At 63.7% G+C, this 25456-nt stretch carries 28 protein-coding genes; 12 read left to right on the top strand and 16 right to left on the bottom strand.

Annotation, left to right across the window (positions count from 1 at the left end; translation table 11 throughout):
- Window positions 1-22 precede the first annotated feature (22 nt).
- Complete coding sequence (locus NKH54_RS15145) at window positions 23-436, bottom strand: DoxX family protein (RefSeq protein ID WP_023700688.1); 414 nt, start codon at window positions 434-436, stop codon at window positions 23-25.
- Window positions 437-580: 144 nt separating this feature from the next.
- On the bottom strand, window positions 581-1054 hold the full coding sequence (locus NKH54_RS15150; RefSeq protein WP_023693744.1) for an Lrp/AsnC family transcriptional regulator: 474 nt from the start codon (window positions 1052-1054) through the stop codon (window positions 581-583).
- Between the two features lie 114 nt (window positions 1055-1168).
- On the opposite strand from NKH54_RS15150, the gene NKH54_RS15155 reads away from it, so the two are divergent.
- Window positions 1169-1726, top strand: a complete 558-nt coding sequence (locus NKH54_RS15155; RefSeq protein ID WP_023693745.1) for an RBBP9/YdeN family alpha/beta hydrolase — start codon at window positions 1169-1171, stop codon at window positions 1724-1726.
- 83 nt (window positions 1727-1809) lie between these two features.
- Window positions 1810-2175, top strand: coding sequence for a VOC family protein (locus NKH54_RS15160; protein WP_023712566.1), 366 nt, complete (start codon window positions 1810-1812; stop codon window positions 2173-2175).
- Here NKH54_RS15160 and NKH54_RS15165 read toward each other — a convergent pair.
- Entirely contained in the window at window positions 2172-2336 is a 165-nt protein-coding gene (locus NKH54_RS15165; protein ID WP_023685945.1) for a hypothetical protein, read from the bottom strand. The two genes, NKH54_RS15160 and NKH54_RS15165, sit on opposite strands and share 4 nt — an antisense overlap.
- A gap of 241 nt (window positions 2337-2577) precedes the next feature.
- Here NKH54_RS15165 and NKH54_RS15170 point away from each other — a divergent pair, with 241 nt between their 5' ends.
- Both NKH54_RS15170 and NKH54_RS15175 read left to right on the top strand, forming a co-directional pair.
- Window positions 2578-2754, top strand: coding sequence for a hypothetical protein (locus NKH54_RS15170; protein WP_023693747.1), 177 nt, complete (start codon window positions 2578-2580; stop codon window positions 2752-2754).
- 113 nt (window positions 2755-2867) lie between these two features.
- Window positions 2868-3161, top strand: coding sequence for a DUF982 domain-containing protein (locus NKH54_RS15175; RefSeq protein ID WP_023685943.1), 294 nt, complete (start codon window positions 2868-2870; stop codon window positions 3159-3161).
- A gap of 49 nt (window positions 3162-3210) precedes the next feature.
- Here the strand turns inward: NKH54_RS15175 and NKH54_RS15180 are convergent, their stop codons facing one another.
- Window positions 3211-3930, bottom strand: a complete 720-nt coding sequence (locus NKH54_RS15180; RefSeq protein ID WP_023671436.1) for a Crp/Fnr family transcriptional regulator — start codon at window positions 3928-3930, stop codon at window positions 3211-3213.
- A gap of 283 nt (window positions 3931-4213) precedes the next feature.
- Here NKH54_RS15180 and NKH54_RS15185 point away from each other — a divergent pair, with 283 nt between their 5' ends.
- Window positions 4214-4444, top strand: coding sequence for a DUF6894 family protein (locus tag NKH54_RS15185; protein ID WP_023671435.1), 231 nt, complete (start codon window positions 4214-4216; stop codon window positions 4442-4444).
- Window positions 4445-4550: 106 nt separating this feature from the next.
- Window positions 4551-5051 carry a hypothetical protein gene (locus tag NKH54_RS15190; protein ID WP_023671434.1) on the top strand — a complete coding sequence of 167 codons (501 nt, stop codon included), beginning with the start codon at window positions 4551-4553 and terminating at the stop codon, window positions 5049-5051.
- A gap of 37 nt (window positions 5052-5088) precedes the next feature.
- Here NKH54_RS15190 and NKH54_RS15195 read toward each other — a convergent pair whose 3' ends face one another.
- The 3 genes from NKH54_RS15195 to NKH54_RS15205 all read right to left on the bottom strand — a co-directional run bounded on the left by NKH54_RS15195 (window position 5089) and on the right by NKH54_RS15205 (window position 8443).
- On the bottom strand, window positions 5089-7203 hold the full coding sequence (locus NKH54_RS15195) for an EAL domain-containing protein (RefSeq protein ID WP_023697759.1): 2115 nt from the start codon (window positions 7201-7203) through the stop codon (window positions 5089-5091).
- A gap of 142 nt (window positions 7204-7345) precedes the next feature.
- Window positions 7346-7903: an RNA polymerase sigma factor gene (locus NKH54_RS15200; RefSeq protein ID WP_023697760.1), complete on the bottom strand. Its 558-nt coding sequence runs from the start codon at window positions 7901-7903 to the stop codon at window positions 7346-7348.
- 150 nt (window positions 7904-8053) lie between these two features.
- Entirely contained in the window at window positions 8054-8443 is a 390-nt protein-coding gene (locus NKH54_RS15205; protein WP_023697761.1) for a DUF427 domain-containing protein, read from the bottom strand.
- Window positions 8444-9262: 819 nt separating this feature from the next.
- Between NKH54_RS15205 and NKH54_RS15210 the strand changes: the two genes are divergently transcribed.
- Genes NKH54_RS15210 through NKH54_RS15225 form a run of 4 tightly spaced genes read left to right on the top strand, consistent with a single transcriptional unit; the run spans window position 9263 to window position 13863 of the window.
- A complete protein-coding gene (locus NKH54_RS15210) occupies window positions 9263-9754 on the top strand; it encodes a Csu type fimbrial protein (RefSeq protein WP_023685937.1) in 492 nt (163 codons plus the stop codon).
- Between the two features lie 26 nt (window positions 9755-9780).
- Window positions 9781-10503 (top strand): fimbrial biogenesis chaperone, encoded by a 723-nt coding sequence (locus NKH54_RS15215; RefSeq protein ID WP_023730420.1) that lies wholly within the window; start codon window positions 9781-9783, stop codon window positions 10501-10503.
- Window positions 10475-12892 (top strand): fimbria/pilus outer membrane usher protein, encoded by a 2418-nt coding sequence (locus tag NKH54_RS15220; protein WP_023756419.1) that lies wholly within the window; start codon window positions 10475-10477, stop codon window positions 12890-12892. The genes NKH54_RS15215 and NKH54_RS15220 overlap by 29 nt, the downstream gene beginning before the upstream one ends.
- A 14-nt stretch (window positions 12893-12906) precedes the next feature.
- Entirely contained in the window at window positions 12907-13863 is a 957-nt protein-coding gene (locus NKH54_RS15225; protein ID WP_023689851.1) for a Csu type fimbrial protein, read from the top strand.
- On the opposite strand, the gene NKH54_RS15230 is transcribed toward NKH54_RS15225, so the two are convergent.
- The 7 genes from NKH54_RS15230 to NKH54_RS15260 form a co-directional block, all read right to left on the bottom strand.
- Window positions 13857-14843, bottom strand: a complete 987-nt coding sequence (locus NKH54_RS15230; protein ID WP_023689850.1) for a branched-chain amino acid ABC transporter permease — start codon at window positions 14841-14843, stop codon at window positions 13857-13859. The genes NKH54_RS15225 and NKH54_RS15230 overlap by 7 nt on opposite strands.
- 1 nt (window position 14844) lies before the next feature.
- Window positions 14845-15732 (bottom strand): branched-chain amino acid ABC transporter permease, encoded by an 888-nt coding sequence (locus tag NKH54_RS15235; RefSeq protein ID WP_023671423.1) that lies wholly within the window; start codon window positions 15730-15732, stop codon window positions 14845-14847.
- Window positions 15733-15910: 178 nt separating this feature from the next.
- Window positions 15911-16615 carry an ABC transporter ATP-binding protein gene (locus NKH54_RS15240; RefSeq protein ID WP_352807514.1) on the bottom strand — a complete coding sequence of 235 codons (705 nt, stop codon included), beginning with the start codon at window positions 16613-16615 and terminating at the stop codon, window positions 15911-15913.
- The gene (locus NKH54_RS15245) at window positions 16612-17421 is read right to left on the bottom strand and encodes an ABC transporter ATP-binding protein (protein ID WP_352807511.1); all 810 of its coding nucleotides are present in this window, start codon (window positions 17419-17421) and stop codon (window positions 16612-16614) included. Before NKH54_RS15245 ends, NKH54_RS15240 begins: the two co-directional genes overlap by 4 nt.
- Entirely contained in the window at window positions 17418-18626 is a 1209-nt protein-coding gene (locus NKH54_RS15250) for an ABC transporter substrate-binding protein (RefSeq protein WP_023824475.1), read from the bottom strand. Before NKH54_RS15250 ends, NKH54_RS15245 begins: the two co-directional genes overlap by 4 nt.
- A 208-nt stretch (window positions 18627-18834) precedes the next feature.
- Entirely contained in the window at window positions 18835-19893 is a 1059-nt protein-coding gene (locus NKH54_RS15255) for a GSU2403 family nucleotidyltransferase fold protein (RefSeq protein ID WP_353028489.1), read from the bottom strand.
- A gap of 211 nt (window positions 19894-20104) precedes the next feature.
- Window positions 20105-20701: a YdeI/OmpD-associated family protein gene (locus tag NKH54_RS15260; protein ID WP_023743926.1), complete on the bottom strand. Its 597-nt coding sequence runs from the start codon at window positions 20699-20701 to the stop codon at window positions 20105-20107.
- Window positions 20702-20873: 172 nt separating this feature from the next.
- Between NKH54_RS15260 and NKH54_RS15265 the strand changes: the two genes are divergently transcribed.
- On the top strand, window positions 20874-21488 hold the full coding sequence (locus tag NKH54_RS15265; RefSeq protein WP_023715162.1) for a hypothetical protein: 615 nt from the start codon (window positions 20874-20876) through the stop codon (window positions 21486-21488).
- A 190-nt stretch (window positions 21489-21678) separates the two neighbouring features.
- On the opposite strand, the gene NKH54_RS15270 is transcribed toward NKH54_RS15265, so the two are convergent.
- On the bottom strand, window positions 21679-22590 hold the full coding sequence (locus NKH54_RS15270; protein WP_023671416.1) for a S1C family serine protease: 912 nt from the start codon (window positions 22588-22590) through the stop codon (window positions 21679-21681).
- A 419-nt stretch (window positions 22591-23009) separates the two neighbouring features.
- On the opposite strand from NKH54_RS15270, the gene yghU reads away from it, so the two are divergent.
- A complete protein-coding gene (gene yghU / locus NKH54_RS15275; RefSeq protein WP_023730411.1) occupies window positions 23010-23879 on the top strand; it encodes a glutathione-dependent disulfide-bond oxidoreductase in 870 nt (289 codons plus the stop codon).
- Between the two features lie 120 nt (window positions 23880-23999).
- Here yghU and NKH54_RS15280 read toward each other — a convergent pair whose 3' ends face one another.
- The gene (locus NKH54_RS15280) at window positions 24000-25217 is read right to left on the bottom strand and encodes an aminotransferase-like domain-containing protein (RefSeq protein ID WP_031242992.1); all 1218 of its coding nucleotides are present in this window, start codon (window positions 25215-25217) and stop codon (window positions 24000-24002) included.
- Window positions 25218-25456 lie beyond the last annotated feature (239 nt).

Consider the following 25456-nt stretch of genomic DNA (forward strand, 5'->3'; position numbering starts at 1 on the left):
GGCGGTCTGCCGACGCGGGGCCTCACCCTCGGCCAATCTTCGAGGCCAGCACGCTGCCCGGTCCATGCACGGCGGCGAACAGCAGGCCGGCGGCGAACGGGAAATGGGACATGAAGGCGCCGAACTCGGCCTGGTTGCCGGTCCAGTGCGACGGACCGTGGAAGGCAAAGCCGAGGAAGACCACGTAGACGGCGGCGACCAGGGCGGCCGGCGTGAAGAACGCTCCGGTCAGCAAGGCGATCACCAGCAGCGTTTCGAGGATCGCGGCGCACCAGGCCAGAAACAGCGGGAACGGGAAGCCGGCGGCGGCGATGTAGCCGGCGGTCATGTTCATATCCATGAACTTGAACGCTGCCCCCATCGCGAACATGGCGGCCAGGGTCAGGCGGGCGATGAGAATGGCCGCGGTCTGCCACGGCGATTGAACGGCTTCCATGATGTTCTCCAAAGGTTTGCAACGGGTTCGTCCCAAGGACGGGCGCCACGCCTCCGATCCTACACCAGCCCGCGAAATTCTTTCCCGGCAAAGCCGGACCTCGCAAAAGGAGGCGCTTGCAATCCTCTTGCCGCGCGTGGCCGCTCAGAGCTTCGCCATCAGTTCCCGCCCCAGCCGCTTCGGCGGCTCGGCCCGAAGCACCACATTGGTCGTCACCGCGCCGTAGCGGCCGATGGCGTCGACGATGCTTTCGAGGTCGGGCGGCGACGGGACGACCACCTTGACCAGAAAACAATCCTCGCCGGTCACCCGCAGCACCTCAACCACTTCCGGCATGGCCGCGAATTTCTTCAGGCAGGTCTGGATGTGCTCATGCGTGGTGCGCAGGCGGATCATGGCCATGGTGCCGAGACCAAGGGCGGTGGGATCGATCGCGGCCCGGTAGCCGGCGATGATGCCGCGCTCCTCCAGCCGCTTCACCCGCTCCGACGTCGCGGGCTGGGACAGGCCGACGCGGCGGCCGAGTTCGGAAATGCCGATGCGGCCGTCCTCCTGCATGATCTCGATGATCGCCATGTCGGTCGGGTCGAGCCGTGGCCGGTAATCGCCGTTTGCCATGAACACCTTCAATCCATCGGAATTCTTCGTCGCTTTCCGATGATCTCTCATTCCGCGAACAAGGAGAAGCCCTAGGATTAGGGCATCATCTGCGGCGAAGAAACAGGATTTTCCATGACCGACTTCATCATTCTGCCGGGCAGCGGCGGATCGGGCGAGGCCCACTGGCAGACACGCTGGCAGCAGGCCAACCCGGCGATGCGCCGCTTCAGCCCGGCAAGCTGGGAGCTGCCGGATTTCGACGACTGGGTGGCGGCGCTGGACGTCGCGGTGTCACAGGCAAAGACCCCGCCGGTGCTCGTCGCCCATAGTCTCAGCTGCCTGCTGGTCGCGCATTGGCAGGCGGTGTCGAGCCGTCGGATCGGCGGGGCGTTTCTGGTTGCGGTTCCCGACCCGGCCTCGCCGGTCTATCCCGCTTACGGAATTCCCTTCGCCGATACGCCGCGCGGGCCGCTTCGCTTCCCCTCGCTGATCGTGGCCAGCACCGACGATCCCTATGATCCGAACGGCTATGCCGGTGAGAAAGCCACACAATGGGGCAGCGAACTGCACATCGCCGGGCCGCTTGGTCACATCAACAGCAATAGCGGGCTGGGCGACTGGCCGGCGGGAATGGAGCTGCTGACGGCCTTCGTGAGAGACAGACAGGCCGACCACGCAATCGCACCGTAGGCGCCCGAAGCGTGCGCGCGGGCTTGCCCCGACTTGTCCCGCCAGCTATCTCTCGGGAGGGGCGTTTGTGAGGGAGCCTGCGAATGGTGTCCGTCCGATATCTGGTCCGCGATGTCGATCTGTCCATCGCGTTTTATACGAGCCATCTGGGCTTCGCGCTGAAGCAGCAATTCGGTCCGGCGATGGCCATCCTGACGCGCGGCGACCTCTCGCTCTGGCTCGCCGGTCCCTTGGCGTCGGCAGCCAGGCCGATGCCGGACGGCCGGACACCCGAGCCGGGCGGATGGAACCGCTTCGTGCTCGAGGTCGAGCAATTGCCGGCAATCGTGACTGAGATGGGCGAGGCCGGCGTGGGGTTCCGCAACCAGATCGTCGAAGGTCCGGGCGGGCGACAGATTCTTTGTGAAGACCCGTCCGGCAACGTGATCGAGCTGTTCGAGCCAAGCTAGACTTCGGCCGTCGCCTCGGATTCGGCGCCGGGCTTTGCCTGGCCTTCCCACTGCCGCTCCGCCTCTGCTTTGCGCTTCGGACAATCCTCGTAGTCATGCTCTCGCGAACCGCAATAGGAGCAGCATTTTGCCGGCGTGTCGGTTCGAAGCATTGTGGCCATGCACAAGAATGCACGAAAATTCATCCGGTTGCAGCAGCGTCTGCGACGTCGCTGCTGGGATGCGTGACCGCCAGCCTGGCGCCGCCCTCAATAGCCGCCGCCGAGGATCGGCAGAATCTCGGCGGCAGACATTGCGCGCGGCGCGTATTCGTCCGGCCTATATCAAAGTTAAATGCGGATGGTGGGGGTGAGGTGGTAGGTGATCGCCATGGGGGGACTCTCAACGCGCTCGAGGTGTCCCATGGACGTTCGAAATCTGATTGCCAAACTGTCTGCCGCGGTACTGCACCGCCGCGCCGCGTCTTCGCCGATACTGTACAGGCCGATCCGCAACTCGCTCGCCGACATCCCGTTGAAGCCGGCGCCGCGGCCGCCTTATCGTCCGCATCGGCCGATCTGGCCGGCAAGCAACATGTAGCTCGCCGGGCTGCAACCAGTTTGTGATTTCCTCGTTTATGGCGATCCCGTTTTCAAGGAGGCAAGTGATGAGATCGATCCGGGCGAGACGCGAATGGTTTGGATGGTGAGCGCATGAGCCGTTTTCTGCCCCTGACGATCAGATTCGTGGACGGAAGCGCGATGACGGTGTCGTCGATCGCCGACGCCAGGAGGGCGCTAGGCGGAACATGGAAGAACAAGCAGACGGCGGCCTACAAGGCGGCCGACAGGCTGGTGGACGACGCGTTGAACGGCATTTGCCGCCCGGACATCGCCTTTGCCGCTTTCCAGAATGCCGCCGCCCAACAGGGCTTGCTGAAGCCGGCCAAGCCAAGTGCCGCCCTTGCCATGCTCGACGAATTGGCGTCGCTGGATGGGCATCGTTGAAAGACCGGCTGACGGATTGCCGGCGATGTCATGGCGAACGGCGGATGGCCTATCTCGGCTCGCGGTTCATGCTGAGATAAGTCGGGTCGAACTCGGCGATTTCCACCAGTTGCTGCCAGTCCAGAATGGTCACCATGTAATTCGCCCAGCCGATCACACCGATCTTGCGCAGCGCGCCGATGACCCGGTTCATGTGGACGACCGAAAGCCCAAGCACATCGGCCAGTTCCGCCTGCGACAGGGGAAGCCGGAAACTCATGCCGTTGGTCTGCTTGACGACCTGGAGCCGCACGAACAGCTCGCACACAAGATGCGCCAGATGCGAAGTCTTGGACCGCCGGCCCATGGCCACGATCCATTCCCGATGGATGGCGCCATCGACGAGCGTGTCCAGCCAAAGCAAGCGGCTGAGATGAGGCGCCTGTTCGGTGATCGTCCTTAGCCGACTGTGGTCGGCGGCGATCACCCGGCATGGCGACAAAGCTATAATGCCATGGTCCATTGTCTTGAGCAGGAAGGCGTGCAAATCGACAAAATCGCCTGGCACCTGCAACGAGGTGAACTGGCGGCCGCCATCCTCCAGCACCTTGTAGCGCGCCGCCAGACCCTCGATGATGAGCGTGCTGTAGCCTGGCCTCGATCCCTCTGAAACGATGTCCTGACCGGTGGCAAAATCCATCTCGATGGTCATGGCGGCGGCCAGCAGCCCCTTTTCCTGCTCGGACAAAGCGTCATGCTGGCCAAGGTTGAGATAAAGCGGTTCTAGCATCGAGGATCCAGTTCGAGATTTCGTGGACATTCGTGGCCTAGCCAAACGCCGGAGATCGGGTGCGGTTGCAATCGGCCGGCACGGCGACGGCTCCTGGCAGGAAATCTGCTCAGGGCACAGTCGCATGGAACCATGGGTGCGGGTTGGGATTTAATCCATGTCGCTCAAAAATGGCCCCGATTTTGAGACAACGACATGCATAAAAACACAGACCTGAAGCGCGTCGCCTGCGTCCTTCAACCGCGATGCGCCTTAGCGTTCTCACGCAGGGATCCTTGCACACATGGAACGGTTCTACTTCGACTTGTACAACGCCGAGACCCAGATTGATGAAGAGGGGCAGCTTTTTCCCAGCCGGGAGCGTGCGGGAGCCGAAGCGCTGCGCATATTGCACGATGTGGCGCGCGACGAGATACCGGAGGGCGACCACCGGCGGATCACCGTCAAGATGCTGAACGAGAACAGGGAGCAGATATTCGAAGCGTCGCTGACCATGGCGTCGCTGTGGAGTTGAACTCGTCGACCCTGTCGAGGACTGTATGGAACCTCTTGCCCTCCCCTCTGTTTCCTAAGGAGGGGCCAGCGGCAGAAGCTGCACGGCTGATTGACTGGAGGCATCTATGTCCTTGCAAAAGCTTCATCCCGAGCAGGTCGACGACACACGCAGGCTTGCCTATTCGACCTTTGCCCCGGCGCTGATCGGTTCGCTCACCAAGCGTCTGGCGCGGTGTCAGGGCGTCAAGGAACTGGGCGCCCTGGAAAAGTCGCTCATCCGCCTGATCGAAGACTCTGATGTCGATGGGCCGCAAGCCGAGGCGATGAAAGAGTTCGCCATCGAGCTGGTGGTGTCGACGATATCGGAAGCCCGCGCTCACCCCGACACCAAGAGCGATGTCGAAGCCGTTGGCGAGCGCCGCGCCGAAGGCCGCTCCGAGAACCCGCAGACGCTCGAGGAGCAGTTGCAATCAGGCCTCGAAGACAGTTTTCCGGCCAGCGATCCGCCCGCCGTCCTCTCGACCGCCATTTCCGGCGGCTCGAAGGACCTTGTCGGCACCGACGAGGTGTTGCGCCGCAAGAAGGAGGCGGCGCAGCGAAAGCAGGAGAAGGCCGACGCCGGTTAGCCGGACAAGTCGCGCCAGCTCGGGCGATGAGAAGCCGTCAGCCGAAGCGCTTTTCCGGTGACTGTCCGCTGGATGGTGACTGTTCGCCGGCCCGCGCGACGATCGCCTCGAGCGGCTCCGGCCGGTGCAGCAGAAAACCCTGGCCATAGGCCACGCCCATGCCGCGCAGAATGTCGAGCGCTTCCTGCTGCTCGATCTTTTCGGCCACCACCGCGCAGCCGAGACTTTTGGCGATGCCCGCTATGGCCGAGACGATCTCGCGGTCGAAACGGCTTTCCGCGATATTCTCGATGAACGAGCCGTCGATCTTGATCTGATCGACCGGAAAGCGCCGCAAATATTCGAACGAGCTCATGCCGGCGCCGAAATCGTCGAGGCTGACACGGCATTGCCGCTCGCGCGCCTTGCGCACGAACTGCTCGGCGGCGTCGAAATTGGTGACGGCCGCGGTCTCGGTGATCTCGAAGCCGATGCCGGAATGCGGCGCCCCGGTCTCGGCGATGACGGCGTCGACGAAATCCCATAGCAGCGGATCGCTCAGCGTCTGCGCCGACAGGTTGAAGCCGAGCATGATGGCGCCTGACCGCATCGCCGCGCCATGCTGCGAAAGCGCTGTCCTGATGATCCAGCGGTCCAGCCGCGAGGCAATGCCGAAGCGCTCGGCGACCGGAATGAATTCGTTGGGCGGGATCAGCTTGCCATTGCGCCCGGCAAGCCGCGCCAGCACCTCGACGTGGCGGCTCTCCTGCCAGGGCTGGCCGAGCAGATGGATTTCCTGGCCGAACAGTTTCAGCCGCCCGTCATCCATGGCGTCGACCGTGTCGGCGGCGACACGCGCCGCGTTGAGGCCGCCGGAGCCCGACGCCGCATCGGCCGAAAACACCGCGAAGCGATTGCGCCCGGCCGCCTTGGCGGCATAGCAGGCGTCGTCGGCGCAGGCCAACGCATCGGCAACTGTGGTGGTGGTGTCCTCGACGAAGGCGATGCCGATGCTGGCCGCGAGTTTTCGCGAGGTCGCCGGCAGTCCGAGGTCGGCGTCACGGACCGCCGCAAGAATCGCGCCGGCCAGCGCCTCGGCCTTGGCCGATTGGCAATTGGGCACCAGCAGCGCGAACTCGTCGCCGCCGAGGCGCGCGGCACGCGCCGATGCCGGCAGGCAGCCCAGAATACCGGCGGCGACACCCCTCAGCGCCAGGTCGCCGGCGGCGTGGCCGGCAAAGTCGTTGAGCGCCTTGAAGTAGTCGAGATCGACATAGAACACCGCCAGCGGCAAAGCCCGCTCGGTGGCGATATGCACGGCCAGCAGCCGGTCGAAGGCGGCACGGTTCAACAGGCCGGTCAGCGCATCGTGGTGAGCGGCGTAGGCGAGTTCCCGCTCGCGCTTCTTGTCCTCGGTGATGTCGCGCACGGTGCCGAGAATCTGGCCCGCCGTCTCGGGCGCCGCGATGAAGCGCACCAGCGATTCGACATGGCGGATTTCGCCGTCGCGCCTGACGATGCGGTATTGCGCGGCGACGACGCCGTCGGTCGAAAGCGGCGCCAGATGGGCGCGCTCTGCGGCATCCTTGTCGTCGGGATGCAGATAGGAATGCCAAAGGTCGGCAGCCACCTCGTCGGTGTCGGCGACCAGGCCGAATATCTCCCTGGTGCGGGCGTCCCAATAGCTCTTGTTGGCGTCGATGTCGTGATGCCAGATGCCGGTGCCGCTGGCCGCCAGCGCCAGGCGAAAGCGCACATTGACCCGCTCGAGTTCGGCTTCCGCCTCTTTCTGCCGGCTGATGTCGGTCTGCACGCCCATCAGCCTGACCGGCTTGCCCGTCTCGTCACGCTCGACAATGCCGCCGCGGTCCAGCACCCAGATCCAGTGGCCGTCCTTGTGCTTGAGGCGCAGCTCGGTCTCGATCGAGGCGGTCAGGCCGGAAATGTGCCGCTCGCCGCTGGCCAGCGCCCGCTGGCGGTCGTCGGGATGCGTCAGCTTCAGCCAGAGGTCGTCGCTGTTGGCAAGCTCGCCATCCTCATAACCCAGCATGTGCGACCAGGTCGGCGAATAGAAACAGTCGCCGCTCAAAATATCCCAGTCCCATACGCCGAGATGAGCGCGTTCGAGCGCAAGCGCCCAGAATTCGCCGTTGCGTATTTTCTCTTCAGCCATGCCCTGGTTTCGCTCACTCCGTCGCCGCCACTATGCACGCAAGCAGAGAAGAAACCGTTACCGGGTGCGCCGCGCCCACAGTGCGGACAAGGCCTGCAATCGTGGACCATGCCGTAAGGCGTCATCATGCGATTGGGGCTCGTCATGCCATTGGCGCCCTGATTGGAACCGCCCTGGCCGGGCCTGGCTCGACGATCCTTATCGCGCGGCGGCGCGCATTGTCCTCGAGCAGGCCGCGCAGTTCCTCACGGCCGCGCGCGATGCGCGACATCAGCGTGCCGGCCGGAACGCCGAGCATCTCGGCGGCCTCGGCATAGGAGAAGCCCTCGATGGCGACCATGGTCAGCGCGGCACGGCGGTCCGGGCTGATCGCCTGCAGCGCGTCGATGATCTCGCGCGCGGCGACGTTCTCCAGCTGGTCGGCGGGAGAGGCTTGCGCCTCGCCGGCCTCCAGCGGCAGCATCGAGGCCTCGCCTCGCCGGTTCACCTTGCGCATCTGGTCGATGAACAGATGATGCATGATCGTGAACAGCCATTTTCGCGGGCTCTCTCCCGTCTGCCAGTTGTCCAGCCGCAGCAGCGCCCGCACCAGGCAGTCCTGGACGAGATCGTCGGCGGAATCGCGGTCGCGCAGCAGCGAGCGCGCATAGCGGCGCAGGCGCGGGATTTCGTCGAGAATGGCTCTCTGCTTTTCGTCCATGACATTTTGTCTTTGTTTCGGCATGCCGTTGCCGCAAAACCGCTGCGCCCCCGGGTGAGGACAGCTTTGGCTGATCTGAAAAATTCCTCTGTTCATGCCTGTCGTCGGCTCCAAAAACGCTGGGCACTTTTGGGCGACAGGCATGACGCGCTAGCGCGGCGTGGCGTCGATGGCGACCCGGTCGGGATAGAAGGCGCCGTGGGCGCGAATCTCGGCCATCTCGTCGAAGGGCTGCTCATAGGCCCACATCGCGTCGTTACCGGTTTCGCCCGCCGGCAGCACGTTCCAGTAGCTGGAGTCGCCCTTGTAGGGGCACAGCGTCGACCGCTCCGTCTTCCTGAGCTTGCGGAAGTCGATGTCCTCGAACGGGATGTAGAAGGAGAAGGGATGGGGCGGCTCGGTCACCATTTTGGCTTTTGCCGAGGAAGCGATGATGGTGCCGTTTGCAAACACGACGACACGCCCGTTGAAGGGCTCGACGGTGATCACCTTGCCCGGATTGCGCCTGAAGCCGGGTGACGGGTTCGCATGCTGATCCATGACTGCTCTCCTTGTCCGCTGGTGGCTCGATGCCGGTCGACGGCGTCAGCTCTCACTGGCCACTGATGGGCCGGCGACAGCGGTCACACGCGACAGCTTCTGGCGCTTTTCGAGCTGTGGCTTTTCATAGGTCTTCTTCATCGTTCTTCCTTTTCTGACGTCTGGCAGCCGGTCCGCGCGGCTGCCGGCCGTGGATCATGGCTCCAAGGGACAACAGGCGCATCTCCCGTCTGGCCGATGCGCCGCCGAAGGAAATCCGGGCCAGCGTGGCAAGAACGATTCGCATGTGTTTCGCCGCGATCCGACGGCGGTGGATTTATCTCAGCCGGGACGGCCATGCTTGGGCCGGGCGGAACACGGTTTTGGCGAATGCGGCCCTGTCAGCACGACCGCAAGGCTTGGACAGGCGCGAACAGCTACCGGCGCGGCTATGGCGATGGCCGCTTGGCGCCGGTGCACGCCGCGAAATATCGATAATAAAGGACGACAGGTGAGACTCTACAAAATCAAGATGATTTGCCAGATATTTTCGCCTTTTCGGCACGAGAAGCAAAATAAATTTTCGACAGACGAACTTTCATTTCGGAAAAATGTCCATTTCATCTCTGTTAACCAAATATTAACCAAAATTATCCGATACATACCGAAGTTATTCGCTGTCGTAATCCGAATCTAAGTTGTAATAATCATTGCACAGTTCGCTTCTGACATTACTGTATCGTTGATGTCTTGCGAAGCATGCAACGGAGGAGCTGTAGGAGTGAAATCCGGGTCAAGACTGTGTTGCGAGGAACGGTCTGCCCGACGGAGGAAACACGCATGAGATTGCTGAAATATGCGCTGCTGGCGGGAGCGTCGCTGCTTCCCATCCTGCCCGCGATCGCCGCGACCGCGACGGGCAGCATGAATGTCCGCATCACGATTACCGACGAATGCAAGGTGCAGACGGCGAGCGATCTCGATTTCGGCTCGCACGGTGTCATTGATGCGAATGTCGACCAGACCAGCACCATCAACGTGCAATGCACGACCGGCAAGTCCTACAATGTTGGTCTGAGCGCCGGAGCGGGCGCGGGCGCAACTGTTGCTGTTCGCAAGATGACCGGGCCGGCGTCGGCGACGATCGACTACACCATCTACAGGGAAAGCACCCGGACGCAGCTTTGGGGCACCACGATCCCCACCGACACGGTCGGCGGAACCGGCAACGGCGCCATTCAGCCGCTGACGGTCTACGGGCGTGTTCCACCGCAGACGACACCGGCGGCGGGCCTCTACACCGACACCGTTGCGATCACCATAACGTACTGACAATCGATACCAACACGAGGACGATCATGCGATCCATGCTTTCATGCATCGGAGCCACGGCTGTTCTGTTGCTGTGCGCCGGTCTCTCACAAGCCGCTTCGCTCAGGGTGGCGCCGACAGGTCTCGAGCTGATCTCGCCCGACGCCTCGGCGGTTCTCAACCTCAGCAACGATGACCCCAAGCGGCCGATCAATGTGCAGATACGCGTCTTCGCCTGGAGCCAGGCTGGCGGGATCGAGCAGCTGACGCCGACTACGGACGTCGTCGCCAGCCCGCCATCGACCAAACTCGGACCCAATGCCCAATACGTGGTTCGCGTCGTGCGCGTCAGCAAGGCGCCGGTGCGGGCCGAGGAAAGCTACCGCGTCATCGTCGACGAGTTACCCGACCCGTCGCGCAAGAAGGCCGGTACGGTCGCGCTCGCGCTGCGCTATTCGGTCCCGGTGTTTTTCCGCGACGCCGATGCCGCCGCGCCGGCAGTCGCCTGGAGTGTTTCGCGCAAGGGCGGCAGTCTTGTGCTGACAGCCAGCAATACCGGTGAAAGTCGTCTCCGCTTGTCCAACCTATCCCTGACCCAGAACGGCAAAAAGCTCGGCAACCGAAACGGGCTCGTCGGTTATGTGCTGGGCGGCGCGACCATGCAGTGGCCGATCGGCAGCGGCAAATCACTGTCCGCGGGCTCCGTGCTTTTGAAGGCACAGAGCGATCTTGGACCCTTCGATGCCAACGTTGCCGTCAAGGGCAAGTAGCGTCGCTGTCATCGTCGCGGTTGCGACTTTCACACCTTGCTTGGCGGTGCGTTCGCAGGAATTTCCGGCCGTGACGAACCTCGAACAGCCGGCTTCCGTTTTGCCAGCGGGCCGCAGCCTCTATCTCGAGGTGTTCATCAACGACGTTTCGACCAAGCTGGTCGGCAATTTTATCGAGATGCCGGATGGTGGGCTGGCGGCGGCGCCCCAAGAGCTGAAGGAGGTCGGCCTGAAACCGCCGGAGGACATAGCCGACGCCGGCGGCCTGGTCAGGCTCGACCAGTTGGCCGACGTTTCGTTTCGGATCGATGAGGTAGCCCAGCGCCTCTACGTCACCGCCGCCAATGACAGCCGCGAGGCGCGCATGGTGGATCTCGGCTTGCGCTTGCAGGACCGGCCGGCGCCGCAATCGGGCTTGGGCGCGGTTCTCAACTATTCGCTGTTTGCCAGCTCCAACACATTGTTCGACAAGGACGTCGAGCTGTTCCAAGGCGTTTCCGGCGGCTTCGATGCGCGCGTGTTCAGCCCCTATGGAACGCTCAGCCAATCCTTCATCGCCGGCTATTCCGACGGCAGGCTGGGCGGCTTCACGCGGCTCAACACGACATGGAGCTATTCCGACCCCGACCGGCTGATGACCTACCGCGCCGGCGACTTCATCTCCGGTGGATTGTCGTGGACGCGTCCGGTCTATCTCGGCGGCATCCAGGCGCAACGCAACTTCCACCTGCGATCGGACCTGGTGACGCTGCCGCTGCCCTCCTTCGGCGGCACGGCGGCGGTGCCGTCGACGCTCGAGGTCTATACGCAGAACGTGCGCACCTATTCCGGCGACATCCAGCCCGGGCCGTTCCAGGTCACCAATCTGCCGGTGTTCACGGGCGCCGGACAGGCGCAGGTGGTGCTGCGCGACAGCCTCGGCCGCGAGACCACGGCCACCTTGCCGTTCTATGCCTCCAGCATGCTGCTGCGCCAGGGACTGCTCGACTTTTCCGTCGAGGCAGGGATGGCGCGGCGCAATTTCGGCATCTCCTCCGACGATTATGACGGCCGCGTCATAGGGGTCGCCAGCGCGCGTTACGGCGTGACCGACCGGCTGACATTGGAAGCCCATGCCGAGGGCGGCGCCGATCTGATCAATGGCGGCATAGGTGCTGCCTTCCCGCTCGGGGCATATGGCGCGGCTTCGCTGGCGGTCGCCGGCAGCCATCATGACCGGCGCACCGGCTCGCTGGTCGATGCCAGTGTCGAATTCGGCTATGACGGCTGGGCGATCAACGCCCACATGCAGCGGGCCTTTGGCGGCTATGAAGACATCGCCTCGATGACGGCGGAGCCGGTTCTCGACCCCGACGACTTCACCCGTTTCAGCGCCGGCGTGCCGCGCGCGGTCGACCAGGTGACGCTCAGCGTGCCGATGCCGATCGATTTCTCCAGCTTCAACCTGTCCTATACGCATTTGAAGAGCGCCGAGGGCGAAAACAGCCAGATCGTCGGCCTGTCCTACAGCCAGGCGATCTTCAAGCGCAGCACGCTCTATGCCACCGCCTTCGCCGATCTCGACGACGACAGCAGCTATGGCGTGTTCGCCGGGATTTCGATCCCGTTCAACGACGACATCTCGGCGTCGACAGGCGTCGAGCAAGGCCCTGACGGCCTCAATGTCACTGCCGACCTCGCCAAATCGGAGCGGGCCGAGGACGGCAGCATCGGCTGGCGGCTGCGCACCTCGGAGGGCGAGGTCCCCAATCGTTCGGCAGCTGTCAGCTACCGCGCGCCGTTTGCGCGTTTCGAGGCCGGCGCCCAGCAATTCGACAAGGACTTTCGCGTGACCGGCCAGATGGACGGCGCCATTGCGGTCGCAGGCGGCGGGGTGTTCGCCACCAACCGCATCGACGATGCCTTTGCCGTCGTCGATGTCGGCACGCCTGATGTCGAGGTCTTGCATCAGAACCGGCCTGTAGGCAGGACCGACAGCAAAGGCCGCATCCTGGTCACCGGGCTCAACTCCTATGAGCTGAACACGGTCTCCATCGACCCGAAGAATCTACCAGTCGACGCGGATGTCCCGGCTACCAAGGAGACCGTCGTCCCAGCCGACCGCAACGGCGTCGTGCTGAAGTTCGGCGTGTCCGAGGCGGCGCAGGCCGCGCTGGTGACGCTGGTCGACTCGAGCGGAACGCCGCTCGAAGCCGGACTGTCGGGACGCGTCGATGGCGGCACTGAAGACTTTGTCGTCGGCTATGACGGGCAGGCCTACATCAAGGGCCTCGGCAAGCAGAATTCAGTGCAGGTCGAGCGCGCTGACGGCGGTTCATGCCGGGCAGAGTTTCCCTTCGAGGCGGCGCGCGGCCGGCAAGTGGTGATCGGGAACGTGGTGTGCCAATGAGAGCTGGAGGAAAAATGCTGCGCGCCGTAATCATCGCCCTGCTGCTGGTGCTGCTCCCGTCGCTCGCCCGGGCGCAGAGCTGCAGTTACACCGTCACCAGTTTGAATTTCGGCCTCATCGACACGCTGTCGGGCACCGCGGCGACATCGACAGCCACCTTCACCGCGACTTGCAGCGGCAGTTTGCCATTGCTGCTGCCCGTCCTGGTCTGTCCGCATATTGCCGCCGGCACCGGCGGTGCAACCTCGGCGGCGGCCCGGCAGATGGCGAGCGGCGTCAACAGCCTCAACTATCAACTCTATTCGGACCCCGCAATGAGCGTTGTCTGGGGCACCTATAACTGGGCCTATGCCTCGCGCCCGCCACCGCTGCTGCTGAGCCCCAATCTCTTCGGCAACTCAATCGACACCCTGACGCTCTATGGCCGGGTTCCCGGCGGCCAGGCGACCGTTCCGCCGGGCACTTATCTGTCGACATTTTCGGGCGGGCAACTCGAGTTCCGCTCCCGGACAACCCTGTTGAGCAGCAGCTGCAACACCGGCGCGGGCAACTTGGGCACCAGTCCGACCTTCACCATCAACGCCACGGTCGCGGCAAACTGCCTGGTCGCCACCCAGAACATCGATTTCGGCTCCAAGGGCGTGCTCGACGCCAATGCCGATGCCACCGGCCAGGTCTCGGTCACCTGCACGCCGTCGACCGCCTATACGGTCTCCCTGAATGGCGGCACGACAGGCGGCACGCCGACCAATCGCAAAATGTCGAAGGGCGGCGAGCGGGTCACCTACGGCCTCTACAAGGACATTGCGCGCGCGCAGCCCTGGGGTGATGCCGGAACGCCGGGAAGCACGGTGGCCGGCACCGGAACCGGTACGGCCCAGGCGCTCACCGTCTATGGCCGCGTGCCGCCGCAGACGACGCCCTCGGCCGGCGTCTACACCGACACGGTGGTGGTGACCATCACCTATTGATCGCGGCCCTCCTCGCCGTTGGCCGGCGCCAGCCAGCGCGCGTAAATCTCGCCGACGATGCCGCGGCGAAAGACCAGCACGCAGATCATGAAGATCAGGCCGGTGGCGATGGTCACCGGGAAGCCGGAGGTGGCGAGGGTGTTTTCCAGCCCGACTACCAGGCCGGCGCCGACTACAGGACCGACCATGGTGCCGATGCCGCCGAGCAGTGTCATCAGGATCACCTCGCCCGACATCTGCCAGGTGACGTCGGTCAGCGTCGCGAACTGGAAGACGATCGCCTTGGTGGCGCCGGCAAGCCCAGCAAGGGCTGCCGACATGACGAAGGCGGCGAGCTTGTAGCGGCCGACCGAATAGCCCAGCGAGATGGCGCGGTTCTCGTTCTCGCGGATCGAACGCAGGATCATGCCGAAGGGCGAGTTGACGATGCGCCAGACGGCGAAGACGCCGATGAGGAAGACGGCAAGCACGACGAAATACATGTTGAGCGTGACGTTGAGATCGACGATGCCGAACAGATGCCCGCGCGGCACGCCCTGTATGCCGTCCTCGCCTTCGGTGAACGGCGCCTGGACGCAGAAGAAATAAAACATCTGCGCCAGCGCCAGCGTGATCATCGAGAAATAGATGCCTTGCCGGCGGATGGCGAGGAAGCCCATGACCAGGCCGAGCACGGCCGCTCCGGCGGTGCCGAGCAGGATGCCGGCCTCGGGCGGCCAGCCCCATGCCTTGACGGCGTAGGCGCAGAAATAGGCGGCGGCGCCGTAGAAGGTGGCGTGGCCGAACGACAACAGCCCGGTGTAGCCGAGCAGCAGGTTGAAGGCGCAGGCAAACAGCGCGAAGCACAGCATCTTCATCAGGAAGATCGGATAGACGAAGAAGGGCGCGGCTATCAGCGCCAGTATGGCCAATGCCAGCAATACCCGCTCCAGCCGCACGGAGGCGGCGGTGCGCTGTTGGTGAAGGGTTGCCTCGCTCATCTCAGGCGTCCCTTCCGAACAGGCCGGCGGGGCGCAGGAGCAGCACGACCGCCATGATGACGAAGACGACGAGGTTCGACGCCTCGGGATAGAACACCTTGGTCAGGCCCTCGGCGAGGCCGAGCATATAGCCGGTGACGATGGCCCCAAGAATCGAACCCATGCCGCCGACCACAACGACGGCAAAGACGACGATGATGATATCGGAGCCCATCAGCGGACTGACCTGGTAGACGGGCGCGGCGAGAATACCGGCAAGGCCGGCGAGCGCCGCGCCGAGCCCATAGGTGAGCGTCAGCAGCAGCGGCACGTTGACGCCGAAGGCCTGCACCAGCTCCGGATTCTCGGTCGCGGCGCGCAGATAGGAGCCGAGCCTGGTCTTTTCGATCAGGAGCCAGGTGCCGATGCAGATAATGAGCGAGGCCACCACCACCCAGCCGCGATAGTTGGGCAGGAACATGAAGCCGAGATTGGTGCCGCCGGCAAGCTGCGCCGGAACGGCATAAGGGTTGCCCGACACGCCGTAGTAGAAACGGAACACGCCTTCGATGACCAGCGCCAGGCCGAAGGTGAACAGCAGCCCGTAGAGCGGATCCAGGCGGTAGAGCCGCGACAGCGCCACGCGCTCGACCGCCATGCCGAAGACTCCAACTATGAGCGGAACCAGGAGCAGCGCCGGCCAGTAGCCGATGCCGAGATGGACGAGCAGCAGGTAACCGATGAAGGCGCCGAGCATATAGAGTGCGCCATGGGCGAAATTGATGATGCGCAGCAGGCCGAAGATGACGGCCAGGCCGAGGCTCAGCATGGCGTAGAAGGAGCCGTTGATCAGCCCGACCAGCATCTGGCCGAGCAAGGCCTGGACGGGGATGCCGAAGATCATGGTCATGGCGCCGTCACCGAGGGTGTTGCAAGCGGGATGCGTCTGTGCGGCACGTACCCCCACCCGGACCTTCGGTCCGACCTCCCCACAAGGGGGAGGTAGGGCGGTGGCCCTCCACCCTCCCCCTTGTGGGGAGGGTCGCTGCGCAGCAGCGGGGTGGGGATACTGCCGTGGGCTGTCGTCATCATACCCCCAGCACCTCGTGCAGCTGTTGCGTGTGAGCGGAAAGCTCGCTTACGGCAAAACCCTCCATCACCTTGCCATGCTCCATCAGGTAGAAGCGGTCGGCGATGCGGGCAGCGAAGCGGAAATTCTGCTCGACGAGCAGGATGGTCATGCCGCGCTTTTTCAAGGTCGCCAGCAGTTCGCCGATGCGCTGGACGATGACCGGCGCCAGGCCCTCGGTCGGCTCGTCGAGCAGCAGCATCTGCACGCCCGTCCGCAGGATGCGGGCGATGGCCAGCATCTGCTGTTCGCCGCCGGAGAGTTTGGTGCCGGGGCTGTTGCGGCGCTCCTTGAGGTTGGGAAAGAGATCGAAGATTTCCTCGACGCTCATGCCGCCCTTGGCCACCACCGGCGGCAGGATCAGGTTTTCGTCGACGGTGAGCGTGGCGAAGATGCCGCGTTCCTCCGGCACGAAGCCGATGCCGCGATGGGCAACACGATGCAGCGGCAGGCGCATCAGGTCGCTGCCGTCGAAGGCGACGCTGCCGCTGCGCTTGCGGACCAGCCCCATGATGGCGCGCAGCGTTGTGGTCTTGCCGACACCGTTGCGGCCGAGCAGCGTCACGGTCTCACCGCGAAAAACGTCGAGGTTGACGCCATGCAGCGCATGGCCCTCGCCATACCAGGCATGGAGATCGCGCACGGCAAGCAGCGGCTCACTCATGCTCGGTCCCCCTGCTCGGTCCCCATGTAGGCGACCCTGACGCGCTCATCGTTGCTCACCGTTGCGTAGTCGCCGGCGGCGAGCACCTGGCCGCGCTGCATGACGGTGATCCAGTCGCAAAGGTCGGCGACGACGGTGAGATTGTGCTCGACCATCAGCACGGCGCGGTCCGTTGCCAGCGAGCGGATGATGCCGGAAATGACGCCGACATCCTCGTGCCCCATGCCGGCCATCGGCTCGTCGAGCAGCAGCACTTTCGGGTCGAGCGCCAGCGTGGTGGCGATCTCGAGCACGCGCTTTCGGCCATAGGAGAGATCGCCGGCCGGACGATGCGCGACATCGTCGAGACCGACGACGGCAAGCAGTTCGCGCGCCCGTGGCGTCAGTTGGTCAAGCGCGGCCAGCGAGCGCCAGAACTGGAAGCCGAGCCCGCTCGGCCGCTGCAAGGCGACGCGGACATTGTCGAGCACGCTCAGATGCGGAAAGATCGCCGATATCTGGAACGAGCGGACGAGACCCATGCGCGCCACCCTGGCCGGCGCGGTGCGGGTGATGTCGTTGCCCAACAGTTCGATCCTGCCGCTGCTCGGCTGCAGGAACTTGGTCAAGAGGTTGAAGATCGTCGTCTTGCCGGCGCCGTTCGGCCCGATCAGCGCATGGATCTGGCCGTGATGGACGTCGAGGTCGACATTGTTGACGGCGATGAAACCGGCAAAGTCGCGCCGCAGGCCGCGGGCGGAGAGCACCACCCGCGGCTTGATTTCGGCACCGTCCGGCTGGACGGCTACGGCTTGCGCCAGCGTCACTTGGTGACGAGCGGGCAGCCGCTGTCTTCGGCCTTGATGAAGGCCTTGTCGCCCGGAATGGTCGCAAGGTAGGTGTAGTAGTCCCAGTCCTTCTTCGACTCCTCGGGCTTCTTGACCTGATAGAGATACATGTCGTGCACCATCGAGCCGTCGGCCTGTACCTTGCCGTTGGCGTTGATGATGTCGTCGACGGGCATTTCATGGAGTTGCTTGGCGACCGCCTCGGTTTCGTCGGTGCCGGCCTTGTCGATGGCCTTGAGATATTGCAGCACCGCCGAATAGGTGCCGGCCTGGATCATGTTGGGCATGCGGTTGGTGCGCTTGAAGAAGCGCCCGGCGAAGTCGCGGCTCTTGTCGTCGCGGTCCCAGTAAAACCCTTCGGTGAGCACCACGCCCTGCGCCGCCTGCAGGCCGAGGCCGTGCACCTCGGCAAGCGTGAACAGAAGTGCTGCCAGCCGCTGGCCGCCGGCGACGATGCCGAACTCGGCCGCCTGCTTGATGGTATTGGAGGTGTCGAGGCCGGCATTGGCAAGGCCGATAACCTTGGCGCCGGAGGACTGCGCCTGCAGCAGGAAGGAGGAATAATCCGTCGATCCCAAGGGGTAACGCACCTCGCCCAGCACTTTGCCGCCGCTTGCCTCAACAACCTTTGAGGTCTGCTCCTTCAGCGAATAGCCGAAGGCATAGTCGACGGTGATGAAATACCAGCTGTCGCCGCCCTGCTGCACAAGCGCGCCGCCGGTGCCGACCGCCTGCGAGTGGGTATCGTAAGCCCAGTGGAAACCATAGGGCGAGCATTGCTTGCCGGTCAGGTCGGCCGATGCCGCTCCGGTAACGATGTCGATCTTCTTCTTTTCCTTGGACAACCCCTGGACGGCGAGCGCCACCGAGGATGTCGTCAGTTCCATGATCGCGTCGACCTGTTCGGTGTCGTACCACTGGCGCGCAATGTTGGAGGCAATGTCGGGCTTGTTCTGGTGATCGGCGTTGACGATCTCGATCGGCGCGCCCTGCACCTTGCCGCCAAAATCCTCGACCGCCATCTTGGCGGCCTCGACCGACCATTTGCCGCCGAAATCGGCATAGACGCCCGACTGGTCGTTGAGGATGCCGATCTTGACCTTGCCGTCGGAAATTTCGCCGGCCGCCGCCGGCATCGCAGTCGCCGCAAGCAGCACGGCTGAGACGAGATAGGATGCTTTCACAGGTGGTTCCTCCCTTGTGGCCGACGCTGGAAAACGCGGCGGCCTTGCAATGGTTCAACAACTCCGTCCGGTTCTCGCTGAAATCCGGGCCAGCGCCCGCCACTTCTCCTCTTGGCAACCCCTCCGCCCTGGGTGCGCCGGGAACCGTAGCATCACATTTCGCGAGGCGAGAATGCTATTTTCGTAGCATGGCGTGCTAGCGCGGCCGCTACCAGTCGGGCTCAATTGGAGAGTCTTCGGAAAAGCCGCTCGGGCCAGGCAGAGAGAGCGTTGCGGCCGCAGCGTCCAGCAGTGCCCCCGGAAGCCCTTTGAGATGCTCGCTGTCCAGCGGAAGCGCAAGATAGCCCGTGGCAATGCGTGCAGCCGCTTCCGCCTGTTCACGATCTCTCATTGCCTTGACCGCAGACCGATCAGGCCGCGTGGCCAGCCAAGCCTTGTGCAGAGCGAACATTCGAGGGTCGACCGTCGGTATGCTTACGGGATAGCCACGCTCATCGATCGCCACAGCCTCCACCTTCGGGGCGTTGATGAGCCATTGCAGCCCCTCCATGGGTGCGCTGTCGAGGTCGTCGGCAAGCTGTGTAATCGAGGTAGTGGCGTTGTCCTTGAGGACATGTCTTGCCCGCGGACGGATCAGGTCGACCAGATAGCCATCACGGTTCGCTGCCCTGAAGGCCCGGGGCTGGAGCGGCTTGAAGGACCTGTCCACTTTACGCAACACGCCTATCAGGCCGGACTGGCTTACCCTCTCGCCGGTCACGAAGCTGATGCGGCGTCGGGAATCGAAGAGCAGGTCGATGTCGCCGGTTGCCGTGGGACCGCTGGTGATCTGGACGCCCGCCAGAGCCTCGTAAGCGAACAGCGCATTCGTGCCGACGACCAGCAACTGCTTGCCCAGCGGGTCTGTTTCGGCGCACCGCCGCAATATCCGTGCGGCGATGGCCGGTACCCTGCCCAACCCCATTGCCACATTGACTTTCGCCAGGCCGTTCAGGCGATCGGCCAGACCTGCCAGCAGATCCTTGTTCTGCACCCTGCCCTCGGAAAACGCAGCGAACGCCTTCTCCGTCTGGCTGCTTTTCGGCCCGAGTGAATTCTCGACCTGCCGGACCTTCCGCAGCAGGTATTCAGCACCGCTGCGCTCAACCCAGCGCATGCTGCCTGCAAAGCGCCTTTGGCGCTGGTCATCAGCACGCTGCCAGGCCTCGTAGACCTGTTGCGTATCTATGAGTTGGCGCCGCTGCTCGCCGGTCAACTCTCTCAGCATCGTTTTCCACTCTTAAGCCAGGATCAAGTTAACATAGTGGAAAACTCTTAATTAACAATAAGTTGCTATGTTTTTTCCACTATCGCATCTATCACCCACACGCCGAGTGGAAAATACCGTAAAAACAATAGGTTATGTCCGAGAAAGGGAGGCCAGAACCTCACACGCGGGTTTTTAGCTGCGCGCGCCATGGCAGCCGCTTGCCGTCGCCTCACCGCTTCTGCGGATAGATCGGCTCGCCGCGCTTCAGCATCTCGACAAAAGCCTCGATCTTCTTCCTGCGCCCCGCCTCCGTCTTCATGTTGTGCGTTCGAAACGCCAGCGCGAACCGGTTCTGGGCGGAAAGCTTTGCCAGCATCTCCTTCGCCTTCGGCTCGGCGTCGATGGCGGCCTGCAGATCGTCAGGGATCTTCATGTCCTTGCCTGAGGCATAGGCGCGGTCCCAGCGGCCGTCGGCCTTGGCCGCCTCGACCTGTTTCAGCCCGTGTTCGGTCATGCGGCCCTCCTCGACCAGGCGGGCGACATTGTCGATGTTGATCTTGCTCCAGATGCTCTTCTTGCCGCGCGGCGTGTAGCGCTGCAGAAAGCTCTTGTCGTCGAGCGGCTTGCGTATGGCGTCGATCCAGCCGAAGCACAGCGCCACGTCGATGGCCTGCTTCGGCGTGATCGAGGCGAGGCCCGAGCCGACCTTGTGGACCTTGATCCAGACCTCGCTCTCGCCGGCATGATTTTCGCGCAGCCAGGCGTAAAAACTGTCGGGATCGGGGAATTCATGAACCTTGTCGGGATCGACCTTGAACGGCGCCATCATCACCTCGTTGTTGCCGGGCCGGCTGTATCGGCTGTCGATGCCAGTTTCCGTCAGCGGCGTCGATACCCCCTAGCCTATTGCGAGCCGGCTTGCGCCCAAGCCGGCGCTCATGGCAGTTTCCCGGCTGGTCGAGCCGGGCAAGGCAGACTGCAATTCGGGGGAAAATGCCATGCGATCGATGTTACTCGGCCTCATCCTTCTGCTGCCGGCCTCGGCGCTCGCCGAACCCATCGAAACCCAGAAGATCATCACCGCGCTGACCGGCGACTTCAATGGGGACGGCGCCGCCGATCTGGCGATGATCGTCGAGACCGAGCCCGAAGACGATACCATGGACATGCATTTCTTCCTGAGGGACAAAAAGTACAATTTTCTGAAACCCGCCGGCGTCGTGCATGAGCAGGTCTACGGCGAATGGAACGACTACGACCAGCCGCATTATGAGGGCTCCGGCATCGAACCGGAGTTGACCTTGCTGCCCAACGGCTCGATCAAGATCTATCTGCCGGGGCTGATCGGCCCCGGCGAGCGGACCGACATGACGCTGACCATCGCCTGGCGCAACGAGGCCTTCGTCGTCGCCGGCGTTGCCTATGACCATTACAAATACCAGTCCGTTGTCGTCTACAGCAGCTGCGACTACGACGTGCTGACCGGCAAGGGCAAAAGTATGCAGACGCAGGATGATGACAGCAAGGTGAACAGTATCGTGTCTGTCGAAGGCCAGGTCGTGCCCTTCGCGGAGTGGGACACGGGGACGCCTTTTAGGGTATGCGGGGATTGAGGGGGCAGCCAATCTCCCCCCTCGTGGGGGAGATGGCCGGCAGGGGGGCCGCTGTCCCGCCAACGCACCGGCCAGTGTCAGCCACGTTTATCCCGCGATTCTTGTCAGAAAATATAGATTGAGAGGTCGCGATCCTTCGCGCCCCCCTCTGCCCTGCCGGGCATCTCCCCCACTTGGGGGGAGATTGGCTTCACTGCAGATGCGGTTTCTTCAAAAAGCTGTTTCGGTCGGCGGATTTCACTCGCAGCCAAGTCTCACGACCGTCACGCACGACCCTGAGAGGAATCTCCGAACCCGCCGGATTCTGCCATAGCTTGCGGTAGAAATCGGCGAGACCGTCGACCTCGCCATCGCGCACGTCGGAGATGATGTCGCCCTGGCGCAGGCCGGCCTTGGCGGCGGGGCCGCCTTCGGCGACGCTCATCACCACGACCGCACCGTTCGACTCGGCCGAGAAGGCGCCGAGCCATGGGCGCGGCGGCTTCGCCACCTGGCCGCGCGTCAGGAGATCGTCGAGGATCGGGGTCAGAAGGTTGATCGGCACGACCATGTTGATGTCGGCGACCTCGCCGTTGCGGCTCATCTGCAAAAGCAGCGAACCGATGCCGAGCAGGCTGCCATCCTGGCCGATGAGCGCCGCGCCGCCCCAGGACGGATGCGCCGGGGCAATGAAGATCGCCTCGTCGAGCAGATATTCCCAATAGCCGGCGAATTCCTGCTTGGTGACGATGTGTGCCTTGACCGAGCGGCCGGTGCCGTCGGCAAACACCACGGGGTCGCCGATCTTCGCCTTCGAGGCGTCACCCAGCGCCACCGCCGGCAGGCCGAGCGGCGCCAGCGCCTGCACTAGGCCGAAGCCTGTCTCCTGGTCATAGGCCAGCGCATGCGCCGGCACGACGCGGCCGTCCTGGTCGGTCAGCCAGACCTCCTCGGCCTCGGTGATGAGATAGCCGATGGTGAGCACCAGCCCGTCGCCGCGGATGACGACGCCGCTGCCTTCCCGGCGCGTGCCCAGGGCATTGGCCGTGAAGGCATCGTCGGGAACCATGGCGCGCACGCCAACGACGGAGCGCAAGAGCGGGGAAACGGGATCGATCGGCATGCGGTCATCCTGGCAGATATGCGTGGGCAGTATCCTCTATAGGTATGCCGCGCTGCACAGGGCGCAAGGGCTTAGGCAACAAGGCAATCATTTCAGAGGCTGGCGCTGCCCCTCATCCGCCTGCCGGCACCTTCTCCCTGTATAGTGACGGGAGAAGCGACATGGCCGCAACATCGGCGCTCTTGGCAACGCTGGCAATTGGCGAAATCAGTAGGCGACAGCGTCCTTCTCCCCGTCACTATACGGGGAGAAGTGCCCGGCAGGGCCATGAGGGGCGGCGCTGACATCGATAATAGTTCAACACAAGTTGAACCTTTCTGAATTGCACCTATGTGTTCCAGTATCTACGTTCCGCCGACTTTTCCGCCATCAGTCTCGCGCCGTCGTTTTCGCCCCGCCAAACCCAAGGAATTTCCCGCATGACCGAATACACCCCGCCGAAAGTCTGGAGCTGGAAGAAAGCCAATGGCGGCACGTTCGCCAGCATCAACCGGCCTATTGCCGGTCCGACGCATGACAAGGTGCTGCCGGTCGGCAAGCATCCGCTGCAGCTCTATTCGCTGGCGACGCCGAATGGGGTCAAAGTGACTGTCATGCTGGAGGAGCTTCTGGCGCTCGGCCACAAGGGCGCCGAATACGACGCCTGGCTGATCCGCATCAACGATGGCGACCAGTTCGGCTCGGGGTTTGTCGAGGTCAACCCCAACTCCAAGATCCCGGCGCTGCTCGACCGCAGCGGCAAGACGCCTGTCCGCGTCTTCGAGTCCGGTTCGATCCTGCTTTATCTCGCGGAAAAGTTCGGCGAGTTCCTGCCGACCGAACAGCCGGCGCGCGCGGAAACCTTGTCGTGGCTGTTCTGGCAGATGGGTTCGGCGCCCTATCTCGGCGGCGGCTTCGGCCATTTCTACGCCTATGCGCCGGAAAAGTTCGAATACGCCATCGACCGCTTCGCCATGGAGACCAAGCGCCAGCTCGACGTGCTCGACCGGCGGCTGGCAGAGACCGAATATCTCGGCGGCGCCTTCTATTCGATCGCCGACATGGCGGTATGGCCCTGGTATGGCGGCCTGGCGCTCGGCCGCATGTACAATGATTCCGCCGAGTTCCTGTCGGTGCAGGACTACGAGCACGTACAACGCTGGGCCAAGGCGATCGACGCCCGCCCGACCGTGCAACGCGGCCGCATGGTCAACCGCGCCTTCGGCGACCCCGCCATGCAACTGCACGAGCGCCACGACGCCAGCGATTTCGAGACGAAGACGCAGGATAAATTGGTTGTGGCGGAGTGACTTTTTTACCCTCCCCCTTGTGGGGAGGGTCGATCCGCAAAGCGGATCGGGGTGGGGGTCGGCGCCAAGCACCCCCACCCGACCTTCGGTCGACCTCCCCACAAGGGGGAGGTAGGGCGCCTAGCCCTTCATCAATTTCGCCAGCCTCGGCACGCCTTCACCCACGGCGCGTTCATCTGCGAGCGTAAAGCTCATCCGCATCGTGTTGCGTCCCGAACCGTCGGCGTAGAATGCGTTGCCCGGCACGAAGGCCACGCGGGCTTCCTTGACCGAGCGGGCGAGCAGTGCCGTGGCGTCCGCACCTTCGGGCAGCGTCAGCCAAACGAACATGCCGCCTTCCGGCCGGCTCCAGCTGACGCCATCCGGCATTTCCGCTTCGAGTGCTGCAAGCAAGCCGTCGCGGCGCTGGCGGTAGGCGCCGATCAGCTTTTCCACCTGGCCGTCATACACGGCCTCGGAGACGCGGTGCATGACCAGCTGGTTGATCGACGGGCTGTGCAGGTCCGACGCCTGCTTCATCAGCACCAGCCGCTCGACGACGCGGCGCGGCGCGCAGACCCAGCCGACGCGCATGCCCGGCGACAGGATCTTCGAGAACGAGCCGCAATAGAGCGTGCGGGCGTTTTCGATGCCGCCGGAGCGTTCGCAGTCGAGCGCCAGGATCGGCGGCTGGCCCTCGCCGTCATAGCGCAGCGCGCGATAGGCGGCGTCCTCGATGACGGCAATGTCGAGCTCGCCGGCGAGGTCGAGCACCGCCTCGCGCTGCTGGCGGTTCAGCGTCTCGCCGGTCGGGTTGGCGAAATCGGGCACCAGATAGGCGAATTTCACCTTGCCGCCCTCTTTTGCAAAAGTAGAGGGGGCAGCAGCCGCCGCCTGGTAGGCGGCCGGCGTCATGTTGCCGCCATCCGGCGTCAGGCGGTCGTAGCGCGGCTCATAGGCGTTGAAGGCCTGGAGCGCGCCGAGATAGGTCGGCCACGTCACGAGCGCTGTGTCGCCGGGCGACAGGAACAGCTTGCCCAGATAATCCAGCGCCTGCTGCGAGCCGGAGGTGATGAAGATGTTGTGCTCGTCGCAGGCGATGCCAAGCTTGCCCATCTGGCCGGCCAGCCATTTTCTGAGCGGCAGATAGCCTTCGGAGACCTGATACTGAAGTGCTGCGCTCGCCTCCGCGCCGCCCAGCACCGAGGCGTAAGCATCGGCGATCGCCTGCGCCGGAAACAAAGCCGGATCGGGGATGCCGCCGGCAAAGGAGATGATGTCGGGCTGGTCGAGCAGTTTGAGCAGCTCGCGGATTTCCGACGCCTTCATGCGCGAGGCGCGCGACGCCAACAGGTCCATCAAACTCACGAGCCAACCTCCCGGGATACGGCATCTGGTCCAGCATGACCGTCCCGGCCATGCGAATTTAGGTCAATCTGGCTGACCTATTATCAGGCTCCCCCACCCGCGGGAATAGCCAGACCCTCATTCCGCGTGGCCCAGACGAAAAAGCAAACACATTTCTGCCCTGGACAGGGAAAATTGTTGCGCGCCGAGGGGCGCGGATGCAACCTCATTCCGAGCGGACCGGCATAAAA

Origin of the sequence: Mesorhizobium sp. M1004 (genome assembly GCF_040318795.1) — a bacterium.
GTDB lineage: Bacteria > Pseudomonadota > Alphaproteobacteria > Rhizobiales > Rhizobiaceae > Mesorhizobium.

Coding starts and splice junctions, on each gene's coding strand:
- NKH54_RS15185 (WP_023671435.1), top strand. CDS start 4,214: ATGGAACGGTTCTACTTCGACTTGTACAACGCCGAGACCCAGATTGAT.
- NKH54_RS15220 (WP_023756419.1), top strand. CDS start 10,475: ATGCCAACGTTGCCGTCAAGGGCAAGTAGCGTCGCTGTCATCGTCGCG.
- NKH54_RS15215 (WP_023730420.1), top strand. CDS start 9,781: ATGCGATCCATGCTTTCATGCATCGGAGCCACGGCTGTTCTGTTGCTG.
- NKH54_RS15175 (WP_023685943.1), top strand. CDS start 2,868: ATGAGCCGTTTTCTGCCCCTGACGATCAGATTCGTGGACGGAAGCGCG.
- NKH54_RS15165 (WP_023685945.1), bottom strand. CDS start 2,336: ATGGCCACAATGCTTCGAACCGACACGCCGGCAAAATGCTGCTCCTAT.
- NKH54_RS15265 (WP_023715162.1), top strand. CDS start 20,874: ATGCGATCGATGTTACTCGGCCTCATCCTTCTGCTGCCGGCCTCGGCG.
- NKH54_RS15210 (WP_023685937.1), top strand. CDS start 9,263: ATGAGATTGCTGAAATATGCGCTGCTGGCGGGAGCGTCGCTGCTTCCC.
- NKH54_RS15280 (WP_031242992.1), bottom strand. CDS start 25,217: ATGGACCTGTTGGCGTCGCGCGCCTCGCGCATGAAGGCGTCGGAAATC.
- NKH54_RS15195 (WP_023697759.1), bottom strand. CDS start 7,203: ATGGCTGAAGAGAAAATACGCAACGGCGAATTCTGGGCGCTTGCGCTC.
- yghU (WP_023730411.1), top strand. CDS start 23,010: ATGACCGAATACACCCCGCCGAAAGTCTGGAGCTGGAAGAAAGCCAAT.
- NKH54_RS15205 (WP_023697761.1), bottom strand. CDS start 8,443: ATGGATCAGCATGCGAACCCGTCACCCGGCTTCAGGCGCAATCCGGGC.
- NKH54_RS15240 (WP_352807514.1), bottom strand. CDS start 16,615: ATGAGTGAGCCGCTGCTTGCCGTGCGCGATCTCCATGCCTGGTATGGC.
- NKH54_RS15230 (WP_023689850.1), bottom strand. CDS start 14,843: ATGAGCGAGGCAACCCTTCACCAACAGCGCACCGCCGCCTCCGTGCGG.
- NKH54_RS15225 (WP_023689851.1), top strand. CDS start 12,907: ATGCTGCGCGCCGTAATCATCGCCCTGCTGCTGGTGCTGCTCCCGTCG.
- NKH54_RS15145 (WP_023700688.1), bottom strand. CDS start 436: ATGGAAGCCGTTCAATCGCCGTGGCAGACCGCGGCCATTCTCATCGCC.
- NKH54_RS15150 (WP_023693744.1), bottom strand. CDS start 1,054: ATGGCAAACGGCGATTACCGGCCACGGCTCGACCCGACCGACATGGCG.
- NKH54_RS15255 (WP_353028489.1), bottom strand. CDS start 19,893: ATGCTGAGAGAGTTGACCGGCGAGCAGCGGCGCCAACTCATAGATACG.
- NKH54_RS15270 (WP_023671416.1), bottom strand. CDS start 22,590: ATGCCGATCGATCCCGTTTCCCCGCTCTTGCGCTCCGTCGTTGGCGTG.
- NKH54_RS15180 (WP_023671436.1), bottom strand. CDS start 3,930: ATGCTAGAACCGCTTTATCTCAACCTTGGCCAGCATGACGCTTTGTCC.
- NKH54_RS15155 (WP_023693745.1), top strand. CDS start 1,169: ATGACCGACTTCATCATTCTGCCGGGCAGCGGCGGATCGGGCGAGGCC.
- NKH54_RS15200 (WP_023697760.1), bottom strand. CDS start 7,903: ATGGACGAAAAGCAGAGAGCCATTCTCGACGAAATCCCGCGCCTGCGC.
- NKH54_RS15190 (WP_023671434.1), top strand. CDS start 4,551: ATGTCCTTGCAAAAGCTTCATCCCGAGCAGGTCGACGACACACGCAGG.
- NKH54_RS15170 (WP_023693747.1), top strand. CDS start 2,578: ATGGACGTTCGAAATCTGATTGCCAAACTGTCTGCCGCGGTACTGCAC.
- NKH54_RS15235 (WP_023671423.1), bottom strand. CDS start 15,732: ATGACCATGATCTTCGGCATCCCCGTCCAGGCCTTGCTCGGCCAGATG.
- NKH54_RS15160 (WP_023712566.1), top strand. CDS start 1,810: ATGGTGTCCGTCCGATATCTGGTCCGCGATGTCGATCTGTCCATCGCG.
- NKH54_RS15260 (WP_023743926.1), bottom strand. CDS start 20,701: ATGGCGCCGTTCAAGGTCGATCCCGACAAGGTTCATGAATTCCCCGAT.